Raw genomic sequence first — 25,829 nt, 5'->3', positions numbered from 1 at the left:
CGTGAGCGAGGGTCGGGAGAGGGGAGCGACCTCTCCGGATAGCGCGCTCCCCTCTCCCGACCCGCTTCGCGGGCCACCCTCCCCCGCAGAGGGGGGAGGGAGAAACCGCTCCGCCGCTCAGGTTCGTCGCCGCCGCCGCACCAGCATGTTCAGCCCCTCGACGCCGGCCGAGAACGCCATCGCGGTGTAGATGTAGCCCTTCGGCACGTGCGCCCCGAAGCCTTCGGCGATCAGCGTCATGCCGATCATGATCAGGAAGCCAAGCGCCAGCATCACCACGGTCGGGTTCCGGGCGATGAAGGCCGAGAGCGGCTCGGCGGCCACCAGCATCACGATCACCGCCGCGATCACGGCGATCATCATCACCGGCACGTGCTCGGTCATGCCCACTGCGGTGATGATCGAGTCGATCGAGAAGACGAGGTCGAGCAGCAGGATCTGGCCGATCGCCGCGGCGAAGCCGATCGCCGCGGCGCCCGTCGCCTTCTCCGGCGGGGGGTCGACGCTGTGATGGATCTCGCTGGTGGCCTTCCACAGCAGGAACAGGCCGCCGGCGAGAAGGATCAGGTCGCGCCAGGAGAAGGCGTGGCCGGCGACCTGGAAGACCGGGCTCGTCAGCTGCACGATGAAGGCGACCGTGCCGAGCATCCCGAGCCGCAGCACCAGGGCGAGCCCGATGCCGATGCGGCGCGCCTGCGCCTGGTGCTCGGGCGGCAGCTTGTTCGTCAGGATCGAGATGAAGATCAGGTTGTCGATCCCGAGCACCACCTCCATCACCACGAGGGTCGCGAGCGCGGCCCACACCGTCGGGTCGGCGGCGAGCTGAACGAGATGGTCCATCGGGCCCCTCCCTCGAAGCGCGCGCGCCTCAGCGCGGCGAGAGCCGGTTCGCGGTGCCCGGCCGGCGGGCGGCGTCCGGCGCGTAGATCCTCAGGATCTTCGGGAAGACCTTGAAATGCGCCGGGGTGTGGGTGGTGAGCTCGCCGTCGGTGTTGACGGCCCGCGGCTTGCGCGTGCTCAGCACCACCTCGGTGGTCTGGAAGGCGCGCACGTCCTCGGCCCTGCCATGGGTGCCGCGGCGGAGCGCCGGCAGCAGCGCGAGCAGCCGCCACCAGTGCTTCACCTCGAGCGAGTAGAAGTCGAGCTTGCCATCGTCGACGGTGGCGGTCTCCTCCACCGTCATGCCGCCGCCGTAGTGGCGCCCGTTGCCGACCGAGGCCTGGATCGTGGTGACGCGCTCGCGCTTTCCGTCGTGCTCGATCGTCACCGTGAAGGGCCGCACCCGGCGCAGCACCCGGAAGGCGGCGATGGCGTAGCCGACCGTGCCCCATTTCTTCTTCGATTCGGCGGTGAGCCCGCCGGCCAGATCCGCCGAGAAGCCGATGCTCGCCACGTTGAAGAAGTAGTGCCCGTTGACCCAGCCGAGATCGACCGGCTGCGCCGCCGCCGTGGTGATCAGCTCCGCGGCCGCCACCGGGTCGAGCGGCAGGCCGAGGGAGCGGGCGAGGTCGTTGGCGGTGCCGAGCGGCAGGATGCCCAACGGCAGCCCGGTCTCGACCAGGGCGGGTGCCGCCGCGTTCATGGTGCCGTCGCCGCCGCCGAGGATCACGAGGTCGACGTCGTGCGCGTGCCGCCGGATCACCGCGCAACCATCGCGCTCGGGCTCCGGCTCGACCAGGTCGAGCCCGCCCGCGCGCAGCGCGTCGCGCACGGCGTCGATCGCGCCGCCGCCGTTGCGGGCCTTCGGGTTGCACAGCAGCAGCGCCCTGCGGCGGCCCGCTGCATCGTCATGGGGAGGAACGCCCGCGCTCATCGGAAAACCTCCGGCATCCCGGATCGAGTTTGCGAATCGGACAAGCGGCAGCCCTTCGGCGCGTTCGCCCCCCCGCGGGGGCGCGGGGGCGACGGCGTGGCAGAGATCCGACATCGCGGTCGACGCCTCGACCGCCAGAGGGGCCCGGACCCGGAATACGGCCTAGGTGGCGTACCCGCCGATCGATCTCAACCCCGGCGCCCGCGCAATCGCGCGCTTCCCATGGGCCGGGGCGGCGGTTTCCGCGGCTTGGACGGTCTTCCGCTCGCATCGATCAGGACCGAAGCCTTCGGCCCGGCCCGGCCGGGTGCCTCGAGCGACCGGGTCCACCGGGCGGACTGCGCGCCTGTCGGGGAGGGGACGCGCGCGTGCTTGGCGTGGTCTTGGCGCGGTCTTGCGCTCCCGATCGGCCGGCGCAATCGCGGGCGTCCGCCGGCACCGGACGCGATTCGCGCGACCCGTCGATGCCGAAGGCGGTCGATCCGCGACGGCGTGCCGGTCCGACGGAACCAGCCGCCCACCCGCTTGCGTTAACCTCGGCCGTTCTAAAACGCCCCGTTCGACGTTCGGCCACCATCCGGTGATCCCATGTGCTCTGATCTCCCGCGCTTCGGCGCCCGGCGTTCCACGCTCGCGCTCGGCCTGATCCTCGCCGCCGGCGCAGTGCAGGCGCAGACGCCTCCGGCCTGGGTCGATCCGCCGGCGAAGGTCGCGCCCGGCACGCCGGCGCCTAAGGCCGAGCCGCAGCCGCAATCGCAGCCGCAAGCGCAACAGCCCCCAGCACGGGAGTCGACGCGGCCGGCCTTCGAGACCGCGGCCGGCACCGGTCGGAATGCGAAGCCGGATCGCGAGACGGCGCAGCCCGCCGGGAACGCGGCGAGCCCGGCGCCCGCCTTCGCGGAGACCGAGCGCGACGGGGCCGCCATGGGGGGGCCGAGCCGGCGGGCCGAGCGGCCGCGCCTGCGCCGTCGCTCGGCGCGGCGGCTCTCCGACACGCCGGCCGCCGACGCGCTGACCGTCGCGCCGCGGATTCCCTCCGGCGCGCGCGAGGCGGCGGCCGACCCGCGCTTCGCCGACTGGGCCGGGCAGGCCCAGGGCCTGGCCGAGGATTACCTCGCCTCCTTCTCCGGATCGAACGGCGCCATGGTCTCGGGCGCGTCGCGCTTCTACGGCGAGCGCCTGCGCTTCCACGGGCGGATGACGACGTTCGCGGCCCTGCTCGCCGAGAAGCGCCGCTTCGCGCAGCGCTGGCCCGAGCGGCGCTACGAGCCGCACGACACCCGCACCGCCTGCAATGCGGCGCTTCAGAGCTGCGTCGTGCGCACCCTCGTCGACTTCCGGGCCGGCAACCCGGCCCGCGGCGCGCGCTCGCAAGGGGTCGCCGAGCTGGTGCTCGAGGTGAGCTTCGCCGGCGGCCGGCCGGTGATCGTCTCCGAATCGAGCCGGGTGCTGCGCCGCGGCGCCACGGTCGGCGCGCTTCCCGGAGCCGGCGCCAACGGCTAGACGACACGCCATGACAGCCTCGGCCACGAAACCACCGGCCACCGGAACATCGGCCACGACGCCCCCGGATGCGGAAGCCGAGGCCGCGACGGCGCGCCCGGCGCTCGCCGGCCCTGAGCGCGCGGCCCTGCGCGGCGCGGTCGAGGCCGAGATCGCGCGCCGCAACCCGAAGCCGGTGGCCCTGCGCACGCTGCAGCTCCTCGCCGAGGCGGCGGTCGAGCCGTCCGAAGCGCCGCCGGGCCATCGCGTCGTCGACCGCCACGGCCGCCCGCGCCGTCATGCCGGGTCGGACGCGCCGCTGACGCTCGCCGAGCTCGTCGACGAGATCCAGGCCCGGCACCCGGCGCTGTTCCGGCCGCCGGCGACCGTGCCGGCCGAGCCCGAGCCCGAGGCGGCCAAGGACGCCAAGGACGCCTCGTTGCTGGCCGGCGCCGCCGAGATGCGCGCCGCCACCGCCCGCCTCGTCGAGACTGGCTCCGAGCGCGCCCGGGCGCTGGCCGAGCGCTCGACCGAGCAGGGCCGGGCGCTCGCCGAATCCGCCGCCGACCGCGTCTCCGGCGTCCGGGCGGGGATGGCCGCCTGGCTCGCCGCGCGGCACGCGGCGGCGGCGAACAGAGCCGCCGAGACGACGGCCGGCGCGGCCCCCCAGCCGGCCTCGCGCGATCCGGCATCCCCCGATCAGGCGTCCCGCGATCCCGCTTGGCGCGAGCAGGCGTCGCGGGTCGGGGCTTCGGCCCGGGACGGGGTCGGCCGCGTCGCCGCGCGCCTGCGCGACTGGCAGGGCGAGAGCGAATCCGTGCGCCAGCACCGGCGCTGGCTGGCCGGCGGCACCGCGGCGGCCCTGCTCGCGGTGCTGGCGGCCGGCCTCGTCGTCGGCAACCGTGCGCCCGAGAACGAGAGCCCGGCCCAGCGTGCGACGCGGGCCGGCGCCGAGAAACCCGCGCCGGCCGCGCCCGCGCCCGATCCGGTGACGCCGCCGCCCGAGACCGCCGACACGGTCGGCCTGCCCGAGCCGCCGGCTCCGCCCGCCGCCAACGCGATCAGCGGCAAGGCCGAGGTCATCGACACCGCGACCGTGCGCGTCGCCGGCAAGCTGATGCACCTGTTCGGCGTCGAGTGGGTGCGCGGCGGGCAGGCGGACGAGCTCACCAAGTACCTCGCCGGCCGGCCGATCACCTGCACGCCGGTGCCGGGCAGCGAGAACGTCTCCTGCACCGTCGAGGGCCGCGACCTCTCCGAGGTGGTCCTGTTCAACGGAGGCGGCCGCGCCTCGCCCGAGGCCTCCCCCGAGCTCGTCGCCGCCGAGGACCACGCCCGCACCGAGCGCATCGGGGTGTGGAAGCGCTAGAGCAGCGTCGCGCGAGGTGGACGCCGGCTCGCGTGAAGGCAACGCCATCCCGCGAGACGCGAGAGCGTTTTTCCGCGATCCGGTGATCGCGCAAAATACGCTCCAAGCCGCACGGGACGGACGCGTCGCCCGGACCCGCGCCAGCCGGGCGATGTGGGGAGGCGCCGCCCCTGCGAGGACGAGCGGCGCCCGTTCGCGCCGTCGCCCCCGGCTGCGCTAGGATGCCGGCGCGCCGCGTCGGCGCCTTGCGGGGATGGCGATGAGTCTCTCGATCGGCCTGAGCACCTTCGCGGTCGTGGCGGCGATCCTCGTGGTCGTGACGCTGGCGGCCGGCATCAACATCGTGCCGCAGGGCTACGTCTTCACCGTCGAGCGCTTCGGCCGCTACGCCCGCACCCTCGAATCCGGGCTCGGGCTGATCACCCCGTTCGTCGAGCGCATCGGGCGCCGCGTCAACGTGATGGAGCAGGTGATCGAGGTGCCGAGCCAGGAGGCCTTCACCCGCGACAATGCCGGCGTCACCATCGACGCGGTGGTGTTCTACCAGGTGCTCGACGCCGCCCGCGCCTCCTACGAGATCTCCAATCTCGACGTTGCGACGCGCACCCTGACGATGACCAACATCCGCACCGTGGTCGGCTCGATGGACCTCGACCAGCTGCTCTCGCACCGGGACGAGATCAACGAGCGGCTGCTCAGGGTGATGGACGCCGCCGCCTCGCCCTGGGGGGTGAAGATGACCCGCATCGAGATCAAGGACATCGTGCCGCCGGCGGATTTGGCCGGCGCCATGGCCCGGCAGATGAAGGCCGAGCGCGAGAAGCGCGCCTCGGTGCTGGAGGCGGAAGGCCACCGCCAGGCCGACATCCTGCGTGCCGAGGGGCGCAAGCAGTCGGCGATCCTGGAGGCGGAAGGCCGCAAGGAGGCCGCCTTCCGCGACGCCGAGGCCCGCGAGCGCTCGGCCGAGGCCGAGGCGAAGGCCACCGGCATGATCAGCGCCGCGATCGCCGCGGGCGACATCGCCGCGGCGAACTTCCTGGTGGCCGAGAAGTACGTCGAGGCGGTGCGCGCCATCGCCACCGCCCCGAACCAGCGCGTCGTCGTGGTGCCGATTGAGGCGGCGGCGCTCGCCGGGACGCTGGGCGGCATCGCCGAGATCACAAAGTCGGTGTTCGGGGAGGGCGCGAGCCCGCCGCGCGGACGCTCCGGCACCCCGCCGAACGCGGGCACGCCGCGCGCATGAGTGTTGCCGACATGAGCCTCGCCGACATCCCCGCGACCCTGGGCGCGGCCTGGGCCTGGATCCTCGCCGGCCTGGCGCTGGCCGGGCTCGAGCTGGCGGCGCCCGGCATCTTCCTGATCTGGCTCGGGCTCGCGGGGCTCGCCACCGGCCTCGTCGCGGCGCTCGTGCCCCTGCCGTGGCAGGCGCAGCTGCTGCTGTTTTCCGGACTCGCCGTCGCCGCGGTGCTCATCGCCCGCCGCCTCGGCCGCGACCACGTCCCGACCCTCAACCGCGCCGACCGCGGCCTCGTCGGTCGCGAAGGCCTGCTCGCCGAGCCGATCCAGGACGGCGCCGGCCGCATCCGCTTCGACGACACCCTCTGGCGCGTCACCGGCCCGGACCTCCCCGCCGGCGCGCGGGTGCGGGTGACGGGCATCGACGGGACGGTGCTGGTGGTGACGGGAGCGTGAGGCGGCTGCGGCTCGGGCTGGCCGCATCGTTCGCCGCTCCGCCCCGTCATCCCGGGGCCGCGCAGCGGAGCCCGGGATCCAGTGCCGCAGGTCGATCTTCAGTCCGCACCCTCGGCGGCTCTGGATTCCGGGCTCGCCTGCGGCGCCCCGGAATGACGGGGGTGGCGCCCCCTCACCCGAACGCGCCGACCTCGTGCTGGATCATCCCCGAGATCTCGCGCACCTGGGTGAACATCTTGGCGATCGGCTGGAACAGGCCGGAATGCTCGGCCTCGTAGGTGCCGACGTCGCGCGGGCCGGCCGGCTCGCCGAAGTTGAGGCCGAGCGTCGGGTCGGGGGTGACGGGGAAGATCTCGTCGAGGAGCTTCAGGCAGCCGTCGATGTCGAGGCGCAGGAAGCGCTCCAGCAACTGCTCGCGGCTGACGCCGGCCTGGGGCCGGAAGCCGGGGATGTGGACGGCGGTGAACCAGATCCGGTGGATCAGCGCGAGGCGGATCGCGTGGAGCAGGGTGAGGCGCACCGACATCTTCCGCAGGTCGGGGGCGGCGGCCTGCAGGCTCAGCGCGTCGGTGGTCAGCCGCCCGAACAGGCGGCGCAGGTTCGGCGCGAGGTCGAGGCGGTCGAGGACGCCGGCGATGACGATCAGCTCCTCGCGCCGGCCGTCCTTCTGGGTGCGGCGGGCGCGCTCGAGCCACACCGCGGGGTCCAGCGTGTCGATGTAGGCGCGCAGCACGTCGAGGTCGCCGACCGAGGCCGCGTGCTGGACCAGGCGGAAGGCGCGGGAGAACCGCACCGAGTCGCGGCGCATGTCGCGGAACAGGTCGGGCGCGCGCCCCGCCGCGCGGCCGAGCCCGTGCAGGGAGTTGGCGAGGTAGCCGAGCTGCTGCAGGATCGCGTTGTTGGGGATCGCCCGCATCTGGCGCGGATGGGTGATCAGCGCCGGCCCGCCCGAATCCGACTGCCGCGCCACCGGGCGCGAGCCGGTGCGGTCGATCAGCCCCGGGCCGAAGGTGCCGAGCAGGGCGGCGTAGCCGGGATCGTCGACCAGCGCCTCCATGTCCTGGCGCACGACGGTGAAGAACTCGAGGGCGAAGTCGGTCTCGGCGTAGACCGGATCGTCGGCGGCGTCCGCGCCCTCGGCCGCGTCGGAGAGGGCGTAGTCGGGGAAGGCGTCGTCCTCGGCCACGTCGAGGGCGTAGACGTGCTCGGCCACCCGCGCGATCGAGGCCTCGGCGATCGCCTGCGAGCCGAACAGCAGGTAGCCGTCGGTGCCCTGGAAGCTCGATTCGAGGCGGACCTTGATCCCGGCCTTCTGGTTGCGCGCGCGCGCATCCTCGGGGGCGAGGTAGGCGAGGCGGTCGCGCAGGGAGGTCGGGTGGGCGCCGCGGCCGATCGATTCGCCGTGGGTGTCGAAGATCGCCAGCTCGACGTCGGCGAGCCCGTTCGAGACCAGCATCTCGGTGATGCGCAGGCGCAGCCGCTCGATCCAGAAGGTGGCGGCGAGCTGGCCGACGTAGCGCCCGGAATCGGAATAGCCGAACTGCACGGTGAGGCGGCCGATGCGCTTGAGGTAGCGCCGCCAGTGCGGGTTGCGCAGCGCATCGTCGAGCACCCGGATGCCCTGCTCCAGGGCGCTCGCCGTCTCGAACAGCGGCGTGATCTCGAGCTTGTCGGCGATGCCGTAATGGCGCGCGAGCCAGAGCGCGGCCAGCAGCGTGTAGCCGGTCTCGGTCTCGGCGATGAGGAAGCGCACCGGGTGCGTGCCGTCGACGTGCTTGAGGATCTGCGCGATCGTCATCATCAGCCGGGCGGCGGAGGCGCGCTCGGCGGCGAGCGCACCGAAATCCACCGCCACCGGTTGCACGTCGTTGAGCAGCGTGTGGATCGCCGAGAGGTGCGAGCGGCGCTGGGCGGCGTCGGCCGGCTCGCCTTCGAGGTCGATGACCCGGCGGACCGCGTTGTGGATCTGGCTGGCGTTGAGCCGGAAATGCGGCAGCGCGTTCGAGAGCCCGTGCGTGGCGATGCCCGAGCGCAGGACCGCGATCCTGCGCCGGTCGGCGTCCGTCTCGGCCGCGGTGACGGCGCCGGCGAGCCCGGCCAGCAGCGCGCCGGAATCGGTCTGCGCCCGCTCGCGCTCGATGATCAGCGCCAGCGCGAAGCGGTGCACCGCCTCGAGCGAGGGCTTGTCGCCGAGCCGCGGCGCCACCGCGAGCTGGCGGTTGACGGCGGCCAGCGCCTGCTCGGCGAGCGTCCGCACCACGTTCGCGGCGGGGATGGCGGGGAGGTGGCGCATCACCCGGTCGAGCTGCATGCGCTTGGATTCGAGGCGGTAGCGCAGGGTGTCCCACCAGCCGATGTCGGTGCGCCCGTCGGTGTCGCAGCCGACCCAGCTGGCGATGGCGAAGGGCTTCGGCACCAGCTCGGTCCAGCGGTCGGGCCAGCGCCTCTGCGCGGCGTCGAGCAGCGCGCCGTTGAACGCGTCCACCGCCTCGCGGCCGTGGTTGGCGGCCACGCAGGCCTGCTCGAACTCGCCGTCGAGGGTGATCGGCGCGTCCGGCCGGGTCGAGAGCCGGGCGGCCTTCTCGATCAGGGGCGCGCGCGCATCCGGGTCGTCGAGGCTCGCGGCCTCGGCGAGCAGGGCCGCCACCGCCTTCGGCATGCCGAAGGTCGGGTGCGCGGTGAACACCACGGCGAAGGCGGTGCGCGCGATCCGGTCGCGGAAGCTCTTGAAGGCGCCGGGCCGGTCGGGCACCGCCGCCACGAGGCGCGCCGGCATCGCCGCGTCGGCATCGGGATGGTCCTCGATGCCGACGTAGGCGCGCAGCCGCGCCGCGCGGTCGGCCAGCGCCTGCGCCCGCAGGCGCACGAACAGCGCGTCGAGGTCGGCCTCGCCGATCTCGTCCCGGTCGAACCGGCGGGTGATCGCCAGCGTCACCGCCAGCACGGGGTTGCGGAACGGATCCTCGCTCGCCTGCTCGCGCGAGGCCTCGATCAGCCCGACGAGATGGCCTTCGAGCTCCTCCGGGTCGCGATGGGCGTGCGTTCGCATCGGTCAGGCTCCGGCAGGACGGGGGCAGGCGGCTTTTGGCGGGGACGCCCGGCGCGTGCAAGGCGCCGGCGGCCCGGGGCCGGAGAGGCAAGGACCGTTCCGCTCCGGCCAAGGTCTCGCCGCGGATCCCGGGCGCGTGCGGTCGCAGGCGTGCCCCGGGGTGCATGCGGCCTCCGCTTGCGCTAACGCTGCGGGGCAATGGAAACGCTCCTGATCCTGGCGGCCGTCGCGGCCTGCGCGGTGGCCGGCACGGTGGTGCTCCGGCTGCTCGCGCGCGGCCGGCGCGAACCGCTACGCCTCGACAGCGAGCACGACGCCGCCGACGAGGCGCTGCTGCTGGCCGAGATCGGCCCGACCGCGAGCCCGATCGACCGCTCCGGCGCGGTGCTCGACCTCGAGCCGATCCGGGCGGAGAGCCGGGAGGCGCCGCGCCTGGCCCGGCCCGATCGCACGGAGGGCGACCCGCGATGAGGACCTTTCTGCTCGCGCTGCTGGCCGCCGGGCTCGCCGCGGCGCCGGCCCAGGCGCAAGTCGCGCCGCCCGCGCCGGCCGCCCCTGCGCCCGTCCCTGCCCCCGCTCCCGAGCCGGCCCCGCCGACCCCGGCCGCCGACCTCGCGGTGCTGCAACCCTGCGGCGCGCGGGCGGCGCGCTTCGAGGGCGCCAAGGGCTTCGACGTGGTGGTGACGCGGATCGGCCGCGCCAGCATCGCGAACCCGCTGCGGCCGCTGACGCCGGAAACCAGCCAGGTGCTGCAGGTGGTGATCGCGGCCAAGCCCGCCACCGCCTACGGGCCGGACCTGACGGCGCTGCGCCGCGGGCCCGCCCCCGCCGCCCTCGAAACCCAGCTCGGCGCCCCGATCCGCTGGGAGAACGGCCTGCCGGACCTGCCCGACCCGCTGCCGATCGTGGCGGAGGACGGCACCCCGCTGGCCGCGCTCGCCTTCCGCGCCTGCATCGACCCGCCCGCCGTCGCCGCGCCGCCGGTGGTCGCACGCGGGACCAAGGGGAACGGCCAAGGGGCGAGCAAGGGGGCGGGCAGGGGGAACGCCAAGGGCAACGCCAAGGGGAACGCGCAGGGCAACGCTCTCGAGGCCGGGCCGGCGGACGGCGCGCCCGACCCGAGCGGCGCCGGCCAGGAACCGGCGAAAGCGGCCGCGCGGAGGCCGGCGAAACCCGCGCCGCGCAAGGATGCGGCCCCGAAGGTCCCGCCCGGCTTCCACGTCCCGCAGGGCGCCATCGCCGAGTAGGCGCGGGGTTCGGGCGGAGGCTCGCCGCGTTCTTCCCGCGCCTGACGCGGGTTGTCGTGCGCGCATCTCCGCAGGACGGCCCCGGATGGCTCGTTCCCGGCGCAGGACGGCCCCCTCTCCCGTCCGGGAGAGGGTTGGGGTGAGGGGTGCGACCTCGCCGGAAAGACCTGTCCCCTCGCCCTGTCCCTCTCCCGAACGGGAGAGGGGATCCGCGCCTCGCCGGCACGAGGCGCGGGTGCGACAGCCTTTTCGGCCGAGGCAAGCGCGTGCTGAATGTGCCACCACGGTCCCCGGACCGAGCCTGATCGAAGGATGCGAGGAACCATGGCGGAGATGACGGCGGCCGGGGTGATCGCGGCGCTCGGGCTTCGGCCCCACCCGGAGGGCGGGCATTACCGCGAGACCTTCCGCGATCCGCGCCTGGTCGCGGGCCGCTCGGTCGGCAGCGCGATCTACTACCTGCTCGACGTCGGCGAGGTCTCGGCCTGGCACCGCGTCGACGCCGCCGAGATCTGGCACTGGCACGCCGGCGCGCCGCTGGTGCTGACCGTGAGCCCGAACGGCCACGACGCCGCCGCCCACCATCTCGGCCCCGACCTGGCGCGCGGGCAGCGGCCGCAGCTGGTGGTCCCCGAGGGCCATTGGCAGACGGCGACCAGCCTCGGCGCCTGGACGCTGGTCGGCTGCACGGTCTCCCCCGCCTTCGACTTCGCCGGCTTCGAGATGGCCCCGCCCGACTGGCGCCCGACGCCGCGGTGACGCGGGCGCGTCCGGGCCGGGCCGCCGAGACGACGGCCGCGCATTCCCCTCGCCCCTCGCCCCTCGCCCATCGCCCCGCGGGCCGGGAGAGGGGAGGCGGCGCCGCGGATCGTCGATGCGGACGCGACGCCGCTCCCGCTCGCGCCCCGCGGCGCGAGGCCCGCAGCGCGACGAGCGCCCCGGCGACGATGAGCGCGCAGGCGAGGCCGAGCACCGGGGTCGCGGCGGCGTAGCCCGCGGCGACGAGGATCAGCGTCGAGAGCACCGGCGCGGCGTAGGCCGCGACGCCGAGCAGGCGGATGTCGCCGCGCTTGCAGCCAATGTCCCACAGGTAGAACGCCGCCCCGACCGGGCCGAGGCCGAGGGCCGCGACGGCGCCCCATTGCAGCGCGCCCGCCGGCCACGCCGTCACCTCCCAGGCGCGGTGGCAGGCGAGGCTGAGCGCGGCGGTGGCGAGGCAGAAGCCGGCGACCGCATCCGTCGGCACCGCGCCGACCCGGCGCGACAGCACCGAGTAGCCCGCCCAGACGAAGGCCGCGGCGAGCGAGGCCGCGTAGCCCGGCAAGGCCGCGTCCGAGAGGAATCCCGCAGCGGCGCCGCGAAGGTCGCCGCGGCCGAGGAACAGCGCCACCACGCCGGCGAGCCCGAGCACCGCGCCGAGGAGGTGGCCGGGCCGCAGCCCGCCGGCGCCGGGGAGCCGCGCCGAGAACAGCACGATCAGCAGCGGCCAGAGATAGTTGATCAGCCCGGCCTCGGCCGGCGGCGCCAGCCGCAGGGCGGCGAAGTACAGGGCGTGGTAGCCGAACAGCCCGCCGACCCCGAGCGCCCAGACCGGCCAGGGCTGGCGCAGCGATGCGAGGCCGGCGGCGATCCCGCCCCGGCGCGACAGCCAGCTCGCGCAGCCGACGAGGCCGCCGAGCGCGAACGTCATCGCCGCGAGCTGGAACGGCGGCACCGCCCCCGACGCCGCGGTGAACAGCGCCAGCAGCGACCACAGCAGGATCGCGCCGCAGCCGAGGAGGGTGGCGGAGGAGGAGGAGATCGCGCGAGACCCGTGATCGCGGAAGGGATTCCGCTCTCCCACGGACCCGCGGGCGAGGGCAACGGGGTTTTGGCGCGGGGCAGGCCCGGTCGGACGGCATCCCGGAACCACGCATCTCCCTCACCCCGCCGAGAAGCCGTCCGCGTCGCGCGCCGCGTGCAGGAAGCCGATCAGGCGTTCCGCCAGGAGGCCCGGCGGCTTCGCCGGGCGGATCAGCAGGGTCGCGATCGGCAGGCGGGGGCGGAAGGGGCGCAGCACGATCGGCAGGGCGAGGTCGCGGGCGGCGACCGGGTCGACGATGGCCAGCCCCAGACCTTCGGCGACGAGGCCGCAGCGGGCGGCGGTGTACTGCGCCGTCGGGCCGAAGCGCGGCGCCAGGCCGGCGTCGCGGAACGCCGCCTCCACCGCCTGCTGGAAGTCGCCGGGCGCGCCGGCGATCAGCGGCACGTCGGCGAGGTCCTGGACCGTGATCGCGCGCCCGCCCGCCAGCGGATGGCGCCGGGGCAGGGCGCAGACCGCGTCGACCGTCAGGAACGGCTCGGCGATCACCCCCGCATGGCCGGAGCGCGGGCGTACCAGGCCGAGATCGCACTGGCCGGAGGCGGCCCAGGACCAGATCGTGTCCGGCGCCGGCACGTGCACAGCCACCCGGGCTTCGGGATGCGCCGCCCGGAGGCGGCCGATCGCCCGCGGCAGCAGGCGGGCGACGAGCGACGGCTGGCAGGCGATGCGCAGCGGCCCGGTGCCCATCTCGCGGATGCGGCGGGCGGCCTCGCGCAGGTGGTCGAGCCCGGCATAGGTGCGCTCCACCTCGCGGGCGAAGGCCTCGCCCTCCGCGGTCGGCACCGCGCTGCCGTGCCCGCGCAGGAACAGCGGGAAGCCGAGGTCGCGCTCGAGCTGCGCGACCGCGCGGCTCACGTGCGGCTGGCCGATGCCGAGCGCCTCGGCCGCCCGCGTCATGCCGCCATGGCGCAGCACCGCGCGGAACAGGTCGAGATGGGCGGGGTTCATCATGCCCGATCCGCATGAAAAGCGAGGTTTCGGGCATTTTACGGCATGGGCCGGGGGTGGTTGTCAAGGCGCGGGCGCAGCCGGAGCGGCCGGCGGGACGGCGAACGCGATGCGGACGATCCTCAAACCGACGAATTCGACATCGACGATCCCGGCCCGGGCGACTCATGCGGGCTGGGGCAGCGGGCTCCTCGGCATCCTCATCTTCAGCGCCTCGCTGCCGGCGACGCGGGTGGCGGTGGCCGGCTTCGCTCCGCTGTTCCTCACCGCGGCCCGCGCCGCGATCGCGGGGCTGCTCGGGGTGGGGCTGCTGCTGGCGTTGCGCGCGCCGCGGCCGCTGCGGCGCGACCTCGGCCCGCTGGCGATCGTCGGGCTCGGCGTGGTGATCGGGTTCCCGCTGCTCACCGCGCTGGCGCTCCGGCACGTCACGGCGGCCCATTCCATCGTCTTCCTCGGCCTGCTGCCGCTGGCGACGGCCGTGTTCGGCGTGCTGCGCGGCGGCGAGCGGCCCAGGCCCGCCTTCTGGCTGTTCTCCGGCCTCGGCGGCCTCGCGGTCGCGGGCTTCGCCCTGGCGCAGGGCGGGGCCGGGTCGCTCGCCGGCGACCTGTCGATGCTGGCCGCGATCCTGCTCTGCGGCCTCGGCTACGCCGAGGGGGCCGCGCTGTCGCGCCGGCTCGGCGGCTGGCAGGTCATTTCCTGGGCGCTGGTGCTGTCGCTGCCCGTCACCCTCGCGCTGGCGCTCGCGACCCTGCCGGAGGCGTGGGACGTCGGCTGGCCGGCCTGGGCGGCGCTCGCCTACGTCTCGGTGTTCAGCATGCTCGTCGGCTTCGTGTTCTGGTATCGCGGGCTGGCGCTCGGCGGCATCGCCGGCGTCGGCCAGCTCCAGCTGCTGCAGCCGTTCCTCGGCCTGGCGCTGGCCGGCCTCCTGCTGCACGAGCCCGTGGCGCCGAGCATGCTGCTCGCCACCGCCGTGGTCGTCCTGTGCGTGGCCGGGGCCAAGCGTCATGCCTGACGTTGTCCGTCGGGCGATCGCGCGGGCTCACGCCGCCTGTCGCGCGACCGGACGCGGCGCGGGGCCTTCCCTCGCCGGCCCAAGGCACTCACGCATCGTGCAGGTCGAGCCGACGCGATCCGCGTCGATCGGTTCGCCCGGGGCAGAGACGTCAGGCGGCGCTCGCGCTGGCGATGGTGCTGCCGACGGCTTCCGCGATCGGCTTGAAGGCGTTGACGAGATCCGGGTCGACCTTGCCGGTCATGCCGCGGAGGAGGTCGTAGGCGGCCTCGCCCGAGAGCGGGCGCTTGTAGGGCCGCCGCTCGATCAGCGCCCCGTAGATGTCGCAGACCGTGATCAGGCGCACGAGGTCGGGGATCTGCCGCGCGGCCAGCCCGTCCGGATAGCCCGAGCCGTCGAGCGCCTCGTGGTGGGAGCGCACCACCGCGAGCATCGCCGCCGGGTAGTCCTGGCCCTGCAGCATCTCGATGCCCAGCACCGGATGGGTCCGCATCACCGCCATCTCGGCCTCGTCGAGGCGGGCCGGCTTGTTGAGGATCGCCAGCGGGATGCGGGCCTTGCCGAGGTCGTGCAGCAGCGCGGCCTGGGTCAGGTCGCGGCAATCCTGCGTGCGCAGGCCGAGCTGCCGGGCGAAGCCCGCCGCGAGGCCGGCCACCAGCAGGCAGTGCTGGTGCGTCGCGTCGTCGAAGCGCCAGACCACGTCGAGCCAGCCGCGGATGTCGGCCTTGTTGAGGGCGCCGACCACGAGGTCCGCGCCCGCCGCCGCCATCGCCGGGGCCGGGGCGCGGCCGGCGCGGCCGAGGTCGAAGATCCGCGTCAGCGCGGTGTCGGCCTCGGCGATGGCGGCCCGCACCGCGGTCCGGCCGCCGTCGGGCGCGGAAGGGGGCGCGGAGGGAAGCGCGGCGTCCGGTGCGGGCGATGGCGCCGGCGCGTCGACCGAGGGCGCCGGCACGACGGCGCGCAGGGCCGGCACGAGCTCGCGCAGCACCGCGTCGGCGCGGAGCGTGCGGGTCGCGCCGAGGGCCTGCGCCTGCAGGTGCGCCCGGGGCGTGTCCTCGTGGAGGACGCAGAGGAAGGGGACGCGCCCCGGGCCGAGCCGGTGCATGTACCGGTGCAGGCCCGAGACCTGCTGCGAATGGGCCAGCGAGGCGTCGCCGACCACGGCGACCACCTGGGACAGGTCGGGCGCGTTCCGGGACTGGTAGGGATCCAGCAGGTCGATCACCAGCGGCTCGCCGAGCGGTCGGAGCTGCCCGGCGAGCCTCCGGCCGCGCTCGGGCTGATCGGTGAGGACCAGGATCGTCTTCATGGATGTGCTTCGCCGCCCGCGATCCGCCCTTTCGCGCATCATGGGCCTGATTCCTCACCAGCAATTAAAGCAATCGCGGGTTGAGCGCGCAAAAAGCGGCCGGCGTGCATTGGCCTATAGGCACCGCGACGGGCAGATCCGGCTAGAACCCCCCCTGCGTCCCGCCGCCGCATCCGCAGCCGGCGGCGGTGCCCGATCGCGCCGGCGATGCAGGGGCGGGAAGCGTCGGGCGGCCGCGGACCCGGTCCGGGCGGGGGACCCGGGCGGCCCCCCGTCGTCGTTTCAGGCGATGTACTGGGCGCCGTTGATCGTCAGGGTCGAGCCGGTGATGAAGCCCGAATCCTCGGCGGCGAGGTACTCGACCGCGCGGGCGATCTCCTCGGCCTCGCCCAGCCGCCCGACGGGGATCGTCGAGATGATCTTGTTGCGCACGTCCTCGGGCACCGCCATCACCATGTCGGTGGCGATGTAGCCCGGCGCGATCACGTTGACGGTGATGCCCTTCGCGGCGCTCTCCTGGGCCAGCGCCTTGGCGAAGCCGATCACGCCGGCCTTGGCGGCCGAGTAGTTGGCCTGGCCGATCTGGCCCTTCTGGCCGTTGATCGACGAGATCAGGATGATGCGCCCGAAGCCGCGGTTGCGCATGCCCTCGATCACCGGGCGGGTCACGGTGAAGGCCGAGTCGAGGTTGGTCTTGATGACCGCCTGCCACTTCTCGAAGGTCATCTTGTGGAACAGGCCGTCGCGGGTGATGCCGGCGTTGTTCACCAGCACGTCGACGGGGCCGACCTCGGCCTCGACCGCCTTGATGCCGGCCTCGCAGGCGGCGAAGTCGCCGACGTCGAACTTGAACACCGGGATGCCGGTCTCGGCCTTGAAGCTTTGAGCCGCCTCGTCGTTGCCGCCGTAGTTGGCGGCGACTTTGTAGCCCTTGGCCGCCAGGCCCTTCGAGATCGCCGCGCCGATGCCGCGGGTGCCGCCGGTGACGAGGGCGACGCGTTGCTGAGCCATGGTTTCCTCCAGTTTCTTGAACGTGTTCCAGTTTCTTGAACGTGTTCTCGGTCGCGATCGGGCCGGGTGCGACGGGCGTCGCCTCCGGCCCGCGGATGGTGCCGTCATGCCGCGTGCGGATGGCGTCCGCACGCGAAATGTTTTGCGTCCGGCCTAAAGCCGGATTTTCGGCTCCGGAGAGCTGTGGCTCACGCGCGCTCGATGCACATGGCGACGCCCATGCCACCGCCGATGCACAGGGTGGCGAGGCCCTTCTTGGCATCGCGGCGCTTCATCTCGTGCAGCAGGGTGACGAGGACGCGGGCGCCGGACGCGCCGATCGGGTGGCCGATGGCGATGGCGCCGCCGTTGACGTTCACCTTGGCGTCGTCCCAGCCCATGTCCTTGTTCACCGCGAGCGCCTGGGCGGCGAAGGCCTCGTTCGCCTCGATCAGGTCGAGGTCGGCGGGCTTCCAGCCGGCCTTGTCGAGCGCCTTTCGCGAGGCCGGGATCGGGCCCGTGCCCATGACCTTGGGGTCGACGCCGGCGGTGGCCCAGGACTTGATCGTGGCGAGCGGGGTGATGCCGCGGCGCTCGGCTTCCGAGGCCGACATCAGCACGATCGCGGCGGCGCCGTCGTTGAGGCCGGACGCGTTGGCGGCCGTCACCGTGCCGTCCTTGGAGAAGGCCGGCTTCAGCTTGGCCATGGCCTCCACCGTCGCGCCGTCGCGGATGTACTCGTCGGTGTCGACGACCACGTCGCCCTTGCGGCCCTGGACGGTGACCGGGGCGATCTCCTCCTTGAAGCGGCCCTCCTTGCGGGCGGCCTCGGCCTTGTTCTGCGAGCGGGTGGCGAACTGGTCCTGCTGCTCGCGGGTGAGCTGGAAGGCCTGCGCCACGTTCTCGGCGGTGGTGCCCATGTGGTAGCCGTTGAAGGCGTCCCAGAGCCCGTCCTTGATCATGGTGTCGACGAGCTTGACGTCGCCCATCTTCTGGCCGCCGCGCAGGTACTGCGCGTGGGGGGCGAGCGACATCGACTCCTGGCCACCGGCGACGATGACGGTGGCGTCGCCGTTGGCGATCTGCTGCATGCCGATGGCGACGGTGCGCAGGCCCGAGCCGCAGACCTGGTTGACGCCCCAGGCGGTGGCCTTCTCGGGGATGCCGGCGGCGATGGCGGCCTGGCGGGCGGGGTTCTGGCCGGCGCCGGCGGTGAGCACCTGGCCGAAGATCACCTCGTCCACGTCGTCGGGGGAGACGCCGGCGCGCTCGAGGGCGGCCTTGATCGCCACCTTGCCGAGCTCGTGCGCGGGCACCGTGTTGAAGGCGCCGCCGAACGAACCAACCGCCGTGCGCGCTGCGCCGACGATGACGATGTCTTCGCTTGCCATCTGAAACGTTCTCCTCGTGGTCGGCCGGCGCGTCTTGGAGATCGCGCGCTCGAAAATGCCGTTCCCCCGGATGAAGGGCCTCGCTCGATCGAAGTCAAGAAGGCTGAACCGCCGGGCGTGACGCTCGGCGGGCGGCGGCTGCTCGCTCGGGCGACCCGGGACGCGCCGGGAATTAGCATTATTCCGCGGGAAAAGGCGCCAGATTGCTATTTTCGTCGCCGGCTGAAAGCCTTAAGGTCGAGATCGGCGCGTGGGCGGCTCCCGGCGGCGGGGGCCCGGCCGTGGTCGTCGCGCGATCGGGGAGAGGCCGCAGAGATGGCGGACAGCGTCAAGGCACAACAGACCGTCATCAAGAAGTACGCCAACCGGCGCCTGTACCACACCGGAACCTCGACCTACGTCACCCTCGAGGACCTCTCGACGATGGTGCAGAACGGCGAGGACTTCGTCGTCTACGACGCGCGCACCAGCGACGACATCACCCGCTCGGTGCTGACGCAGATCATCTTCGAGCAGGAGAACAAGGCCGGCGCCGACAACCTCCTGCCGGTGGCGTTCCTGCGCCAGCTGATCCGTTTCTACGGCGACAGCATGCGCACGATGGTGCCGAGCTTCCTCGAGTTCTCGATGGCGAACTTCGCGCGTGACCAGGACGGCCTGCGCGAGAAGTTCTCGACCGGCTTCGGCTCGTCGGCGTTCCAGAGCGCCATCGAGCAGCAGGTGCGGGCCAACATGGGCTTCTTCGGCGACGCCATGAAGATGTTCACCGGCTTCACCCCGCCCGGCGTGACGAACGCCGGCACCCATGCCGGGCAGGCCGCCCCGCCCGCGCCGGCCGCCGCCGCCGGCAGCGACCTCGACGACCTCAAGCGCCAGATGCTGGCGATGCAGGAGCGCCTCGAGGCGCTGGCGAAGAAGTAGACGCCTCTTCCCGCCCCCCGACGGATCTGGGGCTTGCCCGAGATCCGCACCCCGTGTGCCCAGGTCGGGCAGGCCCGACTTGGGTGCGGGGGAGGGGAGGGGCGCGTGCCGATAAAAGGTTGACGAACCGTTAACATCGGCCCCACCTTTGCAGCGCCGGCCCCGACCGGGCCGGGAGATGCGGGCGATGATGCAGATCGGGACAATCGGGCGTGTCGGGACGGTACGGGCGACCGTGCGGCCGCAGGCGCCCGAGCCGCGGGAGCCGGCGCGGCCGGCCGAGCCCTCCCGCGCCCTGGTGGCGATCGCCGGCAGCCGGGCCGAGGCGCCGGAGGACGCGGCCACGCAAAAAGCCCGCGGCGGCACGCGGCCGCTCGCAGGCTTCCTGACGCAGATGATCGTCGAATCCGACCCGACCCTGCGGCCGTCGCGGCTGGAGCGCACCGGGATCGCCGCCGCGCGCTACGCCGAGACGGCGCGGCTCACGGCCTGATCCCGGACGGCCGTCTCAGGCCTCGGTCGACTTGACGTTCAGGACCTGGCGGCCGCGATACATGCCGGTCTTCAGGTCGATGTGGTGGGGGCGGCGCAGCTCGCCCGAATCCTTGTCCGTCACGTAGGTCGGCGCCTTGAGGGCGTCGGCCGAGCGGCGCATGCCGCGGCGGGAGGGGGAGGTCTTGCGCTTCGGAACGGCCATGACGGGAAATCCTTGCGGTCTGGCGCCAAAGCGGCGCCCGGGCGTCTCCCGATCGGGATCGCCTCGCGCACCGCTCGATACGGAGATTCGAAGGCGCGCTTATAGCGGCGGCGGGCCGGCATGGCTAGGGGGCGTCGCGCGCCCTCGGCGAGCCCCCGGAACGGCGCGACGCTCCGCTCGGGAACGGCCGCGGATGGTGCGACGATGACGGCCCGTTGCCGGCCATTTGCGGGGCGCAATACTTGCCGACGGCGGGGTATGATGCCGCGGACGCAACCTGAGCCGGGGCCGGCGAAGATGCGTGCCACGCGGAAGAAAGTCGGGCGGGGGCAGAATTCTTTGAACCTTTTCCCGTCCATGCCCCGTTAAGCTTCGGGGCCGCCCGGCTGTTCGCATTACGAACCGGGCGCCCCGCCTCCTGAAGTCCCGCCGGCACGTGGGGTGACCCCGACCGACCCGACGGCGGATACGACCCGTTGAGAGAGATCACGTTCGATGGAATCGTCCGACGCGTGGCGCCAGACCGGCCGCCTGGACACCGAGCAGGGCAAGGGCGACCCGTTCGCCGCCGCGGTCCGCGCGACGCGGATGGCGATGATCATCACCGATCCGCGCCAGGCCGACAACCCGATCGTGTTCGTCAACGACGCGTTCCTGCGGATGACCGGCTACGCCCGCGACGAGATCATGGGCCGCAATTGCCGCTTCCTGCAGGGCGCGGGCACCGACCGCGGCGCCGTCGCGCTCATCCGCGAGGCGGTGACGGCGGGGCGCGACATCGCCATCGACATCCTGAACTACCGCAAGGACGGCACCCCGTTCTGGAACGCGCTGTACCTCAGCCCGGTCACCAACGAGGCCGGCGAGGTGCCCTACTTCTTCGCCTCGCAGCTCGACGTGACCGACCGCGTCGACGCGCACATGCGGGTCGAGCAGGAGAAGGCGCATTTCGAGGCCGAGGTCGCCAAGCGCACCCACGATCTCAGCCAGTCGCTCGCGACGCAGACGATGCTGGTCCACGAGGTCGACCACCGGGTCAAGAACAACCTCCAGATGATCGCCGCCCTGCTCGCCATGCAGACCAAGGCGATCACCGACCCGTCGGCGCGCGCGGCGATGGAGATGATGCTGACCCGCGTCGAGGCGCTCGGCACCGTGCACCGGCGGCTGTACCAGTCGAACGACGTCGAGCGCTTCGACGTCGCCGAGTTCGCCCGCGACCTCTCCAACGACCTGGTGCGCGGCTCCGGCCGCGACGGCATCCGCCTGCACCTCGACCTCGAGACGGTGGAGGTGCCGGTCTCCAAGGCGCCGCCGGTGGCGCTGATGATGAACGAGCTCATCACCAACGCGCTCAAGCACGCCTTCCCCGACGAGCGCCCCGGCCGGCTCTCCGTCACGGTCGCGCCGGACGGCAAGTACTTCGCCATCAAGATCGCCGACGACGGCATCGGCATGCCGATCGAGGTGATGGAGAAGCGCTCCTTCGGCAAGCGCCTCATCGGCACCCTGTGCCGGCAGCTGAACGCCAGCATCGCCTGGCAGTCGAACGAGCCGGGGACCACGGTCAACATACGCCTGCCGCGCGAGACGGCGGACAGTTCGGAGACGCCGTGACCGAACCGCTGCGGATCCTGGTGGTGGAGGACGAGGCCCTCATCCTCATGCAGATCGAGATGATGCTCGAGGAGGCCGGGCACCGCGTGGTCGGCACCGCCATGACCGCCGCCGAGGCGATCGCCCAGATCGAGGCGTGCCGGCCCGAGCTGGTGCTGATCGACCTGCGGCTCGCCGACGGCTCGTCCGGGATCGAGGTGGCGCAGGCGATCCGCGACCGCGCCGGCATCACCGCCGCCTTCATGACCGCCAACGCGCGCCAGCTCACCGAGGAGATGGAGGGGGCGACGGCGGTGATCTCGAAGCCGTTCAGCGAGACCGTGCTCGAGGCCGCGCTCGCCTACCTCGAGACCTGCGTGCGCCGCCCGCCGCCGACCGGCCCGGTGCCGAACGGGATGCGGATCTCGCCGCAATGCCTCGCCCGCTTCGCCGCGATGCGCCCCTGACGGCCGCCGGGCCCCGATGACGGAACGGATGCGCCCGCTCGGGATTGGAACCGGCGCCTGGGGCGGCGTGTCGCAGCGTTAAGCCGCGGTTCAAGCGCGCCGGCCCACACCCCAGGCCGTCGGCGCCGGGCACCGGGCCGCCGTTCCTTCGGGAGGACCACCATGGCCACTCAGTTCCTGCGCACCCTCGCCGTTCTCGCCTGCCTCGCCGCCGCGCCGGCGCTGGCGCAGAGCCCCGCCCCCGCGACCCCGACCAAGCCCGCGGCGACCGCGCCCGCCGCCCCGGCCGCCCCGATGAAGCCCTCGGCCCCCGTCGCCGGCGCGCCGAACGCCGCCAAGGGCGCCCTGCTCGACCTCAACAGCGCCTCCGCCGCCGAGCTCGACGCGCTCCCCGGCATCGGCGCCGCCCGCTCGGCCGCGATCATCAAGGGCCGCCCCTACAAGGGCAAGGACGACCTCGTGCAGAAGAAGATCCTCTCGCAGTCGGTCTACGACGGCATCAAGGACAAGGTCATCGCCAAGCAGAAGTGATTTTTTTGGCGGGGTTTGGCCGGCGCGCGGTGAGTGGGCTGCGCGCCGGTATGGAGGTGGGCAAAGCTCGACAGGGTTATTGACTGCTTTCAATCGGGAATACTCGTAGAAGCTGGTACAAGGTAGGCTTGAGTTTAATCGACAACCGAAAATGACCCGTCGCGGAAATCTAAGAGGTCTGCTCTTGGACAGTCTGTGGATCGGCGCCGGAGGCGAACCTACTCATTTGGCACACCCAATTTTATCTGATAGCTGCCTTATCGGACGCGGGGGGGGAATCCAGTTAAAACCAAATCCGCGCCGAATCAGCGCCCACCTTCAGCTCAAAAACTCGTCCAGTATGAGTGATCTGCGTTCATTATTGAGTTAAGATTTATTTGGACGCCGATCCACACCCTGGCTCCGAGTGATAAGATTCGGTCGGGTGAATTGCTGGCTGTGTAGGTGTAATTTCAGAGCATGTCCCAGTTGCCTGACACGCCACAGCCAGCACCGGCAAAGCCGATTGATCTTACCTCTGACCCAACTGTTGGTTGGGCAATATTTGTACTTGATGCTATCGCCTGCCTGTTTTGGGCGTACACCATAACAACTCTATTCGTCTTTGATGTGCTGAGGTACCTCGCTGAACGGTCCGTTCCTGATTACGTCTGGTTATTAGACTTCAAGGTCGTTCTGTTTCTGGGGATCGCAGCTTTCGCAGCGTTCTTTATTAGCAAGCTCGATCTCGTGTTTTGGAGTATGTATATTCTGGCATTTCCGCTTGTGCTATTGTTCTGGAAAATCCCGAAGCACGTATTTAAAACGGGCAGCCTCAATATAATATTTTATTTCATATTCACCGTAATTGGATTTTTTAGAAGCCTGAAATACAACATATTCGCCAGTTTCATCTCTGTCGCTAGTGCTATGATCGTTCTTCTATCTAGCAGCAAGCCTATGCTGTATGCGGCGAGCACGTGCTTAGGAGGATTGTTGCTGGCGATATTGGCGAGCCGTATCATTTCCGTGCTCAAGCCGGGCGACACATTTATCGTGTTCCGGAAAGTCATGAACTGGTGGCAAGATGCTACACTTAAGAAAATTGCTGAGGACACCGACTTTCGGCAATTCGCACTGATGAACCCAGACGACCGGGCAGTGCAACAGCAATTGTCGAACGTCGAGTTCGGCCTATTGTCCAATCGGGTAATGCTTTTCTCCGCAAAAAGCCTGCGAGCATATCAGAACAGCGGAGTAACCGCCGTATCAGGGGTGTTCGTCACCACTTTTTTGTTTGTAATAACAACGGTGTTTTTTACCCTGATTTATTATGCTGTTTATAAGATTGATGCTGCCAATTACTGTTTTACGGGAGAGCCATCAGGATTCGCATTCTTTGCCCTTAGCTTCAAAGCTATGTTCTTCACGACAATCAACGAGCTAAACCCAACAACAATCCTGGCGCAGTCCGTTAATATCGCACAAAACTTTATTTCATTATTCATCGGCGTAATATTCGTTTCCATTATCTTCACCTCGCGTAATCAAGTTCTTAGCTATCAACTTGACGAGACTATCAAGCGGCTCCAGGACGATGGGCAAGCTATCGAGTGTGCAATTTTTGGTCGTTATCAGATAAATTCGATGGACGAGTTGATGAATGAGCTTCGGCGTCTTAAAGCCGGTGGCCTGATGATTGCGGAGTTCTTCACCAAAAGGCTTTAGCAATACCGGTGAATGGTACAATATTTTGTAACACCTAGATTCTCATAATTATGTACATTTGGGTATGGGCGTTGGGGAGCTAATTGAGTAAGACGACGATAATAACGAGCGTAATATCACCGGCGGGAAGATTGACTTCGCTGGGCTTTAAGTTGCCTTCGATGGGCATTTAGCCCTATTCAAACTAAATAATTAATATAAATACAGCGAGCAACGCTTCAATATGTTTGTTAGATTCGCTTGGGATCGTCCTGAATATCACATTTGTCCCGCGCGGAGCTCGCCAACGCATCATGTCGGCGCGCGTATCTAACATTAAAGGGTGGTGAAGCGCGGTAAGATCCACGTGCAAGCCAGCGCGATCCTGGACGCGGCCGCTGCCGGACGCTTGACGTCGGGAAGGGCGTCAGGGTCGATGGCCGGCAACGTCCATTTCGCGAAACCAAACAGCATCCCAGATCGATACGAAGTTCTTGAGGAGCCATTCCGGCCAGTCTGTAGGGGCAGGATCAACCAGTCGGGCGGTAGGCTCCCTATCTGCGGCGGCACGCAATGCACAGCGGGCCATGCCTGAAATGGCCGACAAAGCTTGCTCGGACAGCATCTCGTCTACGTCCCACCACCGCCAGCCGCGAGGATGAGCGCCGAAGTTGTTTCGAATGAAGTAGGCATAGTCGGCTGCGCCTGCTCGTGCTTTCGACAGGCCCAACTCGCGACAGACTTGGCCACGGGTGGGTGAGGTAGAACTGGACTGCCGGACGCTCAAATACCCAGCCATGGCTTGGATGACGCAGTCGAAGGCGACAACCGCCTCGAGTGTGAAGTCACTTTTGAGCAATTGCTCGGCTCTTAGAAGGTGCGCGATGCCGAGATGGAGAGATGGGTCCAGAGTGTTCCAGCCCGCCCAGTCCGTCTGAGTTACCTGAGGTATCCGGCCTGAGTTTCGGCCCCATTGTCTGAGCGCCATATCTCGCCCTTCATTGAGAACTGCACTAACTGTTGTCATCGGCTGAGTCGGGCCATAGCGTTGATAAATTGCCTCGGCTGCGAATGGATGAAGAGCTTGTCCGTTCCGCTCTAATGCAGCCATAAGCACGGCAGCGACTCGTGACCTGTGCACATACTGCCGCGCATAGTGAAGGAACCAGCTTAGTACCTCATAGACCTCGGGCCTTTTTAGAACCTGACCCCACCCAACATTCCAAGCGGGCGCAATGGTGGTCACCCCAACTCCACGGCGAGAGGTGAACGCCCGAAAATGTGGCTCTTCTAGGCGGAGCGATACTTCTATGCTTTTCCCGATGAGGATGCTCTGAACTTCGAACCATTCACGCCTTTCAGGAAGCGTATGCATTACCCGCTCTAGACCGCCCAATAGTTGAGGCCGGAGTTGCTTCTTTATGCCCGCACTATCGGACCACTCAGCCAGCTTGCGCTTCGCTTCGCTGAATAATCTTTTGTTCTGTGGGTTTGCTCCTCCGCCGATGAGAGGCATAGCACTTCTCCGTTTTGGATGAGGCGCAGCTCATCAGGGCGATCGCTTAGTGCACCCGATAACATGAGCAACCTGCCATCCCTGATCCGGTGCGAACCTGCTGTGTACCTCGTGCTTCGGCTCTTAGCCGAAGCTTGGGCCTACAGAAGGTCGGGGAGCATTTCGGTCCGCATTCGGGGAAGGCACTCGATGTCCGTTCATGGCGCATAGCTGCCGTGCACCGCTATCAGACTGAACGACGGCTCTCGT

Annotated in this window: 23 protein-coding genes and 1 pseudogene; 14 read left to right on the top strand and 10 right to left on the bottom strand. The window is 70.6% G+C overall.

The features are described 5' to 3' along the window. Positions 1–117 precede the first annotated feature (117 nt). Together MKK60_RS05155 and MKK60_RS05150 are read right to left on the bottom strand one after the other, a co-directional pair. Positions 118–840: a TerC family protein gene (locus tag MKK60_RS05155; protein ID WP_243984134.1), complete on the bottom strand. Its 723-nt coding sequence runs from the start codon at positions 838–840 to the stop codon at positions 118–120. A 28-nt stretch (positions 841–868) separates the two neighbouring features. Beyond that, complete coding sequence (locus MKK60_RS05150) at positions 869–1,813, bottom strand: lipid kinase (RefSeq protein WP_243984133.1); 945 nt, start codon at positions 1,811–1,813, stop codon at positions 869–871. 588 nt (positions 1,814–2,401) lie between these two features. Here MKK60_RS05150 and MKK60_RS05145 point away from each other — a divergent pair. The 4 genes from MKK60_RS05145 to MKK60_RS05130 all read left to right on the top strand — a co-directional run bounded on the left by MKK60_RS05145 (position 2,402) and on the right by MKK60_RS05130 (position 6,356). After that, the gene (locus MKK60_RS05145; protein WP_243984132.1) at positions 2,402–3,316 is read left to right on the top strand and encodes a hypothetical protein; all 915 of its coding nucleotides are present in this window, start codon (positions 2,402–2,404) and stop codon (positions 3,314–3,316) included. Positions 3,317–3,326: 10 nt separating this feature from the next. Then, on the top strand, positions 3,327–4,664 hold the full coding sequence (locus MKK60_RS05140) for a nuclease (RefSeq protein WP_243984131.1): 1,338 nt from the start codon (positions 3,327–3,329) through the stop codon (positions 4,662–4,664). 259 nt (positions 4,665–4,923) lie between these two features. Further along, entirely contained in the window at positions 4,924–5,907 is a 984-nt protein-coding gene (locus tag MKK60_RS05135; protein WP_243984130.1) for an SPFH domain-containing protein, read from the top strand. Continuing rightward, positions 5,904–6,356 carry an NfeD family protein gene (locus MKK60_RS05130; protein WP_243984129.1) on the top strand — a complete coding sequence of 151 codons (453 nt, stop codon included), beginning with the start codon at positions 5,904–5,906 and terminating at the stop codon, positions 6,354–6,356. The genes MKK60_RS05135 and MKK60_RS05130 overlap by 4 nt, the downstream gene beginning before the upstream one ends. 172 nt (positions 6,357–6,528) lie before the next feature. Here MKK60_RS05130 and MKK60_RS05125 read toward each other — a convergent pair whose 3' ends face one another. Next, positions 6,529–9,405: a phosphoenolpyruvate carboxylase gene (locus tag MKK60_RS05125; protein ID WP_243984128.1), complete on the bottom strand. Its 2,877-nt coding sequence runs from the start codon at positions 9,403–9,405 to the stop codon at positions 6,529–6,531. Positions 9,406–9,603: 198 nt separating this feature from the next. Here MKK60_RS05125 and MKK60_RS05120 point away from each other — a divergent pair, with 198 nt between their 5' ends. From MKK60_RS05120 to MKK60_RS05110, 3 genes are all read left to right on the top strand, one after another. Then, positions 9,604–9,876, top strand: a complete 273-nt coding sequence (locus MKK60_RS05120; RefSeq protein ID WP_147728644.1) for a hypothetical protein — start codon at positions 9,604–9,606, stop codon at positions 9,874–9,876. Then, positions 9,873–10,652 carry a hypothetical protein gene (locus MKK60_RS05115; protein ID WP_243984127.1) on the top strand — a complete coding sequence of 260 codons (780 nt, stop codon included), beginning with the start codon at positions 9,873–9,875 and terminating at the stop codon, positions 10,650–10,652. The genes MKK60_RS05120 and MKK60_RS05115 overlap by 4 nt, the downstream gene beginning before the upstream one ends. A gap of 333 nt (positions 10,653–10,985) precedes the next feature. Further along, a complete protein-coding gene (locus MKK60_RS05110; RefSeq protein ID WP_409565995.1) occupies positions 10,986–11,411 on the top strand; it encodes a cupin domain-containing protein in 426 nt (141 codons plus the stop codon). A 136-nt stretch (positions 11,412–11,547) separates the two neighbouring features. On the opposite strand, the pseudogene MKK60_RS05105 reads toward MKK60_RS05110, so the two are convergent. Together MKK60_RS05105 and MKK60_RS05100 are read right to left on the bottom strand one after the other, a co-directional pair. Further along, a pseudogene (locus MKK60_RS05105) lies at positions 11,548–12,453 on the bottom strand (DMT family transporter); the annotation flags it as partial. Between the two features lie 120 nt (positions 12,454–12,573). Continuing rightward, on the bottom strand, positions 12,574–13,467 hold the full coding sequence (locus tag MKK60_RS05100; RefSeq protein WP_243984126.1) for a LysR family transcriptional regulator: 894 nt from the start codon (positions 13,465–13,467) through the stop codon (positions 12,574–12,576). A 106-nt stretch (positions 13,468–13,573) separates the two neighbouring features. On the opposite strand from MKK60_RS05100, the gene MKK60_RS05095 reads away from it, so the two are divergent. Next, the gene (locus tag MKK60_RS05095) at positions 13,574–14,476 is read left to right on the top strand and encodes a DMT family transporter (protein ID WP_243984125.1); all 903 of its coding nucleotides are present in this window, start codon (positions 13,574–13,576) and stop codon (positions 14,474–14,476) included. Between the two features lie 151 nt (positions 14,477–14,627). Here the strand turns inward: MKK60_RS05095 and MKK60_RS05090 are convergent, their stop codons facing one another. The 3 genes from MKK60_RS05090 to MKK60_RS05080 form a co-directional block, all read right to left on the bottom strand. Further along, positions 14,628–15,785 carry an HD-GYP domain-containing protein gene (locus MKK60_RS05090; protein WP_243933054.1) on the bottom strand — a complete coding sequence of 386 codons (1,158 nt, stop codon included), beginning with the start codon at positions 15,783–15,785 and terminating at the stop codon, positions 14,628–14,630. Positions 15,786–16,067: 282 nt separating this feature from the next. Continuing rightward, on the bottom strand, positions 16,068–16,796 hold the full coding sequence (gene phbB / locus MKK60_RS05085; RefSeq protein ID WP_147729164.1) for an acetoacetyl-CoA reductase: 729 nt from the start codon (positions 16,794–16,796) through the stop codon (positions 16,068–16,070). A 188-nt stretch (positions 16,797–16,984) separates the two neighbouring features. Beyond that, positions 16,985–18,166 carry an acetyl-CoA C-acetyltransferase gene (locus MKK60_RS05080; RefSeq protein WP_147729163.1) on the bottom strand — a complete coding sequence of 394 codons (1,182 nt, stop codon included), beginning with the start codon at positions 18,164–18,166 and terminating at the stop codon, positions 16,985–16,987. Positions 18,167–18,481: 315 nt separating this feature from the next. Here MKK60_RS05080 and phaR point away from each other — a divergent pair, with 315 nt between their 5' ends. Both phaR and MKK60_RS05070 read left to right on the top strand, forming a co-directional pair. After that, on the top strand, positions 18,482–19,087 hold the full coding sequence (gene phaR / locus MKK60_RS05075; protein ID WP_243933063.1) for a polyhydroxyalkanoate synthesis repressor PhaR: 606 nt from the start codon (positions 18,482–18,484) through the stop codon (positions 19,085–19,087). Positions 19,088–19,274: 187 nt separating this feature from the next. Continuing rightward, positions 19,275–19,580 (top strand): hypothetical protein, encoded by a 306-nt coding sequence (locus tag MKK60_RS05070; protein ID WP_243984124.1) that lies wholly within the window; start codon positions 19,275–19,277, stop codon positions 19,578–19,580. 15 nt (positions 19,581–19,595) lie between these two features. Here the strand turns inward: MKK60_RS05070 and rpmF are convergent, their stop codons facing one another. Then, entirely contained in the window at positions 19,596–19,784 is a 189-nt protein-coding gene (gene rpmF / locus MKK60_RS05065; protein WP_147729459.1) for a 50S ribosomal protein L32, read from the bottom strand. A 495-nt stretch (positions 19,785–20,279) separates the two neighbouring features. On the opposite strand from rpmF, the gene MKK60_RS05060 reads away from it, so the two are divergent. The 4 genes from MKK60_RS05060 to MKK60_RS05045 all read left to right on the top strand — a co-directional run bounded on the left by MKK60_RS05060 (position 20,280) and on the right by MKK60_RS05045 (position 24,085). Next, positions 20,280–21,401 carry a histidine kinase dimerization/phosphoacceptor domain -containing protein gene (locus MKK60_RS05060; RefSeq protein WP_147729460.1) on the top strand — a complete coding sequence of 374 codons (1,122 nt, stop codon included), beginning with the start codon at positions 20,280–20,282 and terminating at the stop codon, positions 21,399–21,401. Continuing rightward, positions 21,398–21,847 (top strand): response regulator, encoded by a 450-nt coding sequence (locus tag MKK60_RS05055; protein ID WP_147729461.1) that lies wholly within the window; start codon positions 21,398–21,400, stop codon positions 21,845–21,847. Before MKK60_RS05060 ends, MKK60_RS05055 begins: the two co-directional genes overlap by 4 nt. A 162-nt stretch (positions 21,848–22,009) precedes the next feature. Beyond that, positions 22,010–22,378 carry a ComEA family DNA-binding protein gene (locus MKK60_RS05050; protein ID WP_243933067.1) on the top strand — a complete coding sequence of 123 codons (369 nt, stop codon included), beginning with the start codon at positions 22,010–22,012 and terminating at the stop codon, positions 22,376–22,378. 459 nt (positions 22,379–22,837) lie between these two features. Next, positions 22,838–24,085 (top strand): hypothetical protein, encoded by a 1,248-nt coding sequence (locus MKK60_RS05045; protein ID WP_243984123.1) that lies wholly within the window; start codon positions 22,838–22,840, stop codon positions 24,083–24,085. A 406-nt stretch (positions 24,086–24,491) separates the two neighbouring features. Here the strand turns inward: MKK60_RS05045 and MKK60_RS05040 are convergent, their stop codons facing one another. Continuing rightward, positions 24,492–25,580, bottom strand: coding sequence for a hypothetical protein (locus MKK60_RS05040; RefSeq protein WP_243984122.1), 1,089 nt, complete (start codon positions 25,578–25,580; stop codon positions 24,492–24,494). Between the last annotated feature and the right edge of the window lie 249 nt (positions 25,581–25,829).

The organism is Methylobacterium sp. J-092 (assembly GCF_022829325.1).
Lineage (GTDB): Bacteria > Pseudomonadota > Alphaproteobacteria > Rhizobiales > Beijerinckiaceae > Methylobacterium.
This window is presented reverse-complemented; position numbering and strand designations above follow the sequence as displayed.

Excerpts from the sequence above, each read along its gene's own strand:
- MKK60_RS05090 (WP_243933054.1), bottom strand. The coding sequence starts at position 15,785 with ATGAAGACGATCCTGGTCCTCACCGATCAGCCCGAGCGCGGCCGGAGG.
- rpmF (WP_147729459.1), bottom strand. The coding sequence starts at position 19,784 with ATGGCCGTTCCGAAGCGCAAGACCTCCCCCTCCCGCCGCGGCATGCGC.
- MKK60_RS05135 (WP_243984130.1), top strand. The coding sequence starts at position 4,924 with ATGAGTCTCTCGATCGGCCTGAGCACCTTCGCGGTCGTGGCGGCGATC.
- MKK60_RS05130 (WP_243984129.1), top strand. The coding sequence starts at position 5,904 with ATGAGTGTTGCCGACATGAGCCTCGCCGACATCCCCGCGACCCTGGGC.
- MKK60_RS05095 (WP_243984125.1), top strand. The coding sequence starts at position 13,574 with ATGCGGACGATCCTCAAACCGACGAATTCGACATCGACGATCCCGGCC.
- MKK60_RS05045 (WP_243984123.1), top strand. The coding sequence starts at position 22,838 with ATGTCCCAGTTGCCTGACACGCCACAGCCAGCACCGGCAAAGCCGATT.
- MKK60_RS05040 (WP_243984122.1), bottom strand. The coding sequence starts at position 25,580 with ATGCCTCTCATCGGCGGAGGAGCAAACCCACAGAACAAAAGATTATTC.
- MKK60_RS05115 (WP_243984127.1), top strand. The coding sequence starts at position 9,873 with ATGAGGACCTTTCTGCTCGCGCTGCTGGCCGCCGGGCTCGCCGCGGCG.
- MKK60_RS05120 (WP_147728644.1), top strand. The coding sequence starts at position 9,604 with ATGGAAACGCTCCTGATCCTGGCGGCCGTCGCGGCCTGCGCGGTGGCC.
- MKK60_RS05100 (WP_243984126.1), bottom strand. The coding sequence starts at position 13,467 with ATGATGAACCCCGCCCATCTCGACCTGTTCCGCGCGGTGCTGCGCCAT.
- phbB (WP_147729164.1), bottom strand. The coding sequence starts at position 16,796 with ATGGCTCAGCAACGCGTCGCCCTCGTCACCGGCGGCACCCGCGGCATC.
- MKK60_RS05110 (WP_409565995.1), top strand. The coding sequence starts at position 10,986 with ATGACGGCGGCCGGGGTGATCGCGGCGCTCGGGCTTCGGCCCCACCCG.
- MKK60_RS05070 (WP_243984124.1), top strand. The coding sequence starts at position 19,275 with ATGATGCAGATCGGGACAATCGGGCGTGTCGGGACGGTACGGGCGACC.
- MKK60_RS05125 (WP_243984128.1), bottom strand. The coding sequence starts at position 9,405 with ATGCGAACGCACGCCCATCGCGACCCGGAGGAGCTCGAAGGCCATCTC.
- MKK60_RS05150 (WP_243984133.1), bottom strand. The coding sequence starts at position 1,813 with ATGAGCGCGGGCGTTCCTCCCCATGACGATGCAGCGGGCCGCCGCAGG.
- MKK60_RS05080 (WP_147729163.1), bottom strand. The coding sequence starts at position 18,166 with ATGGCAAGCGAAGACATCGTCATCGTCGGCGCAGCGCGCACGGCGGTT.
- MKK60_RS05060 (WP_147729460.1), top strand. The coding sequence starts at position 20,280 with ATGGAATCGTCCGACGCGTGGCGCCAGACCGGCCGCCTGGACACCGAG.
- MKK60_RS05050 (WP_243933067.1), top strand. The coding sequence starts at position 22,010 with ATGGCCACTCAGTTCCTGCGCACCCTCGCCGTTCTCGCCTGCCTCGCC.
- phaR (WP_243933063.1), top strand. The coding sequence starts at position 18,482 with ATGGCGGACAGCGTCAAGGCACAACAGACCGTCATCAAGAAGTACGCC.
- MKK60_RS05155 (WP_243984134.1), bottom strand. The coding sequence starts at position 840 with ATGGACCATCTCGTTCAGCTCGCCGCCGACCCGACGGTGTGGGCCGCG.
- MKK60_RS05140 (WP_243984131.1), top strand. The coding sequence starts at position 3,327 with ATGACAGCCTCGGCCACGAAACCACCGGCCACCGGAACATCGGCCACG.
- MKK60_RS05145 (WP_243984132.1), top strand. The coding sequence starts at position 2,402 with ATGTGCTCTGATCTCCCGCGCTTCGGCGCCCGGCGTTCCACGCTCGCG.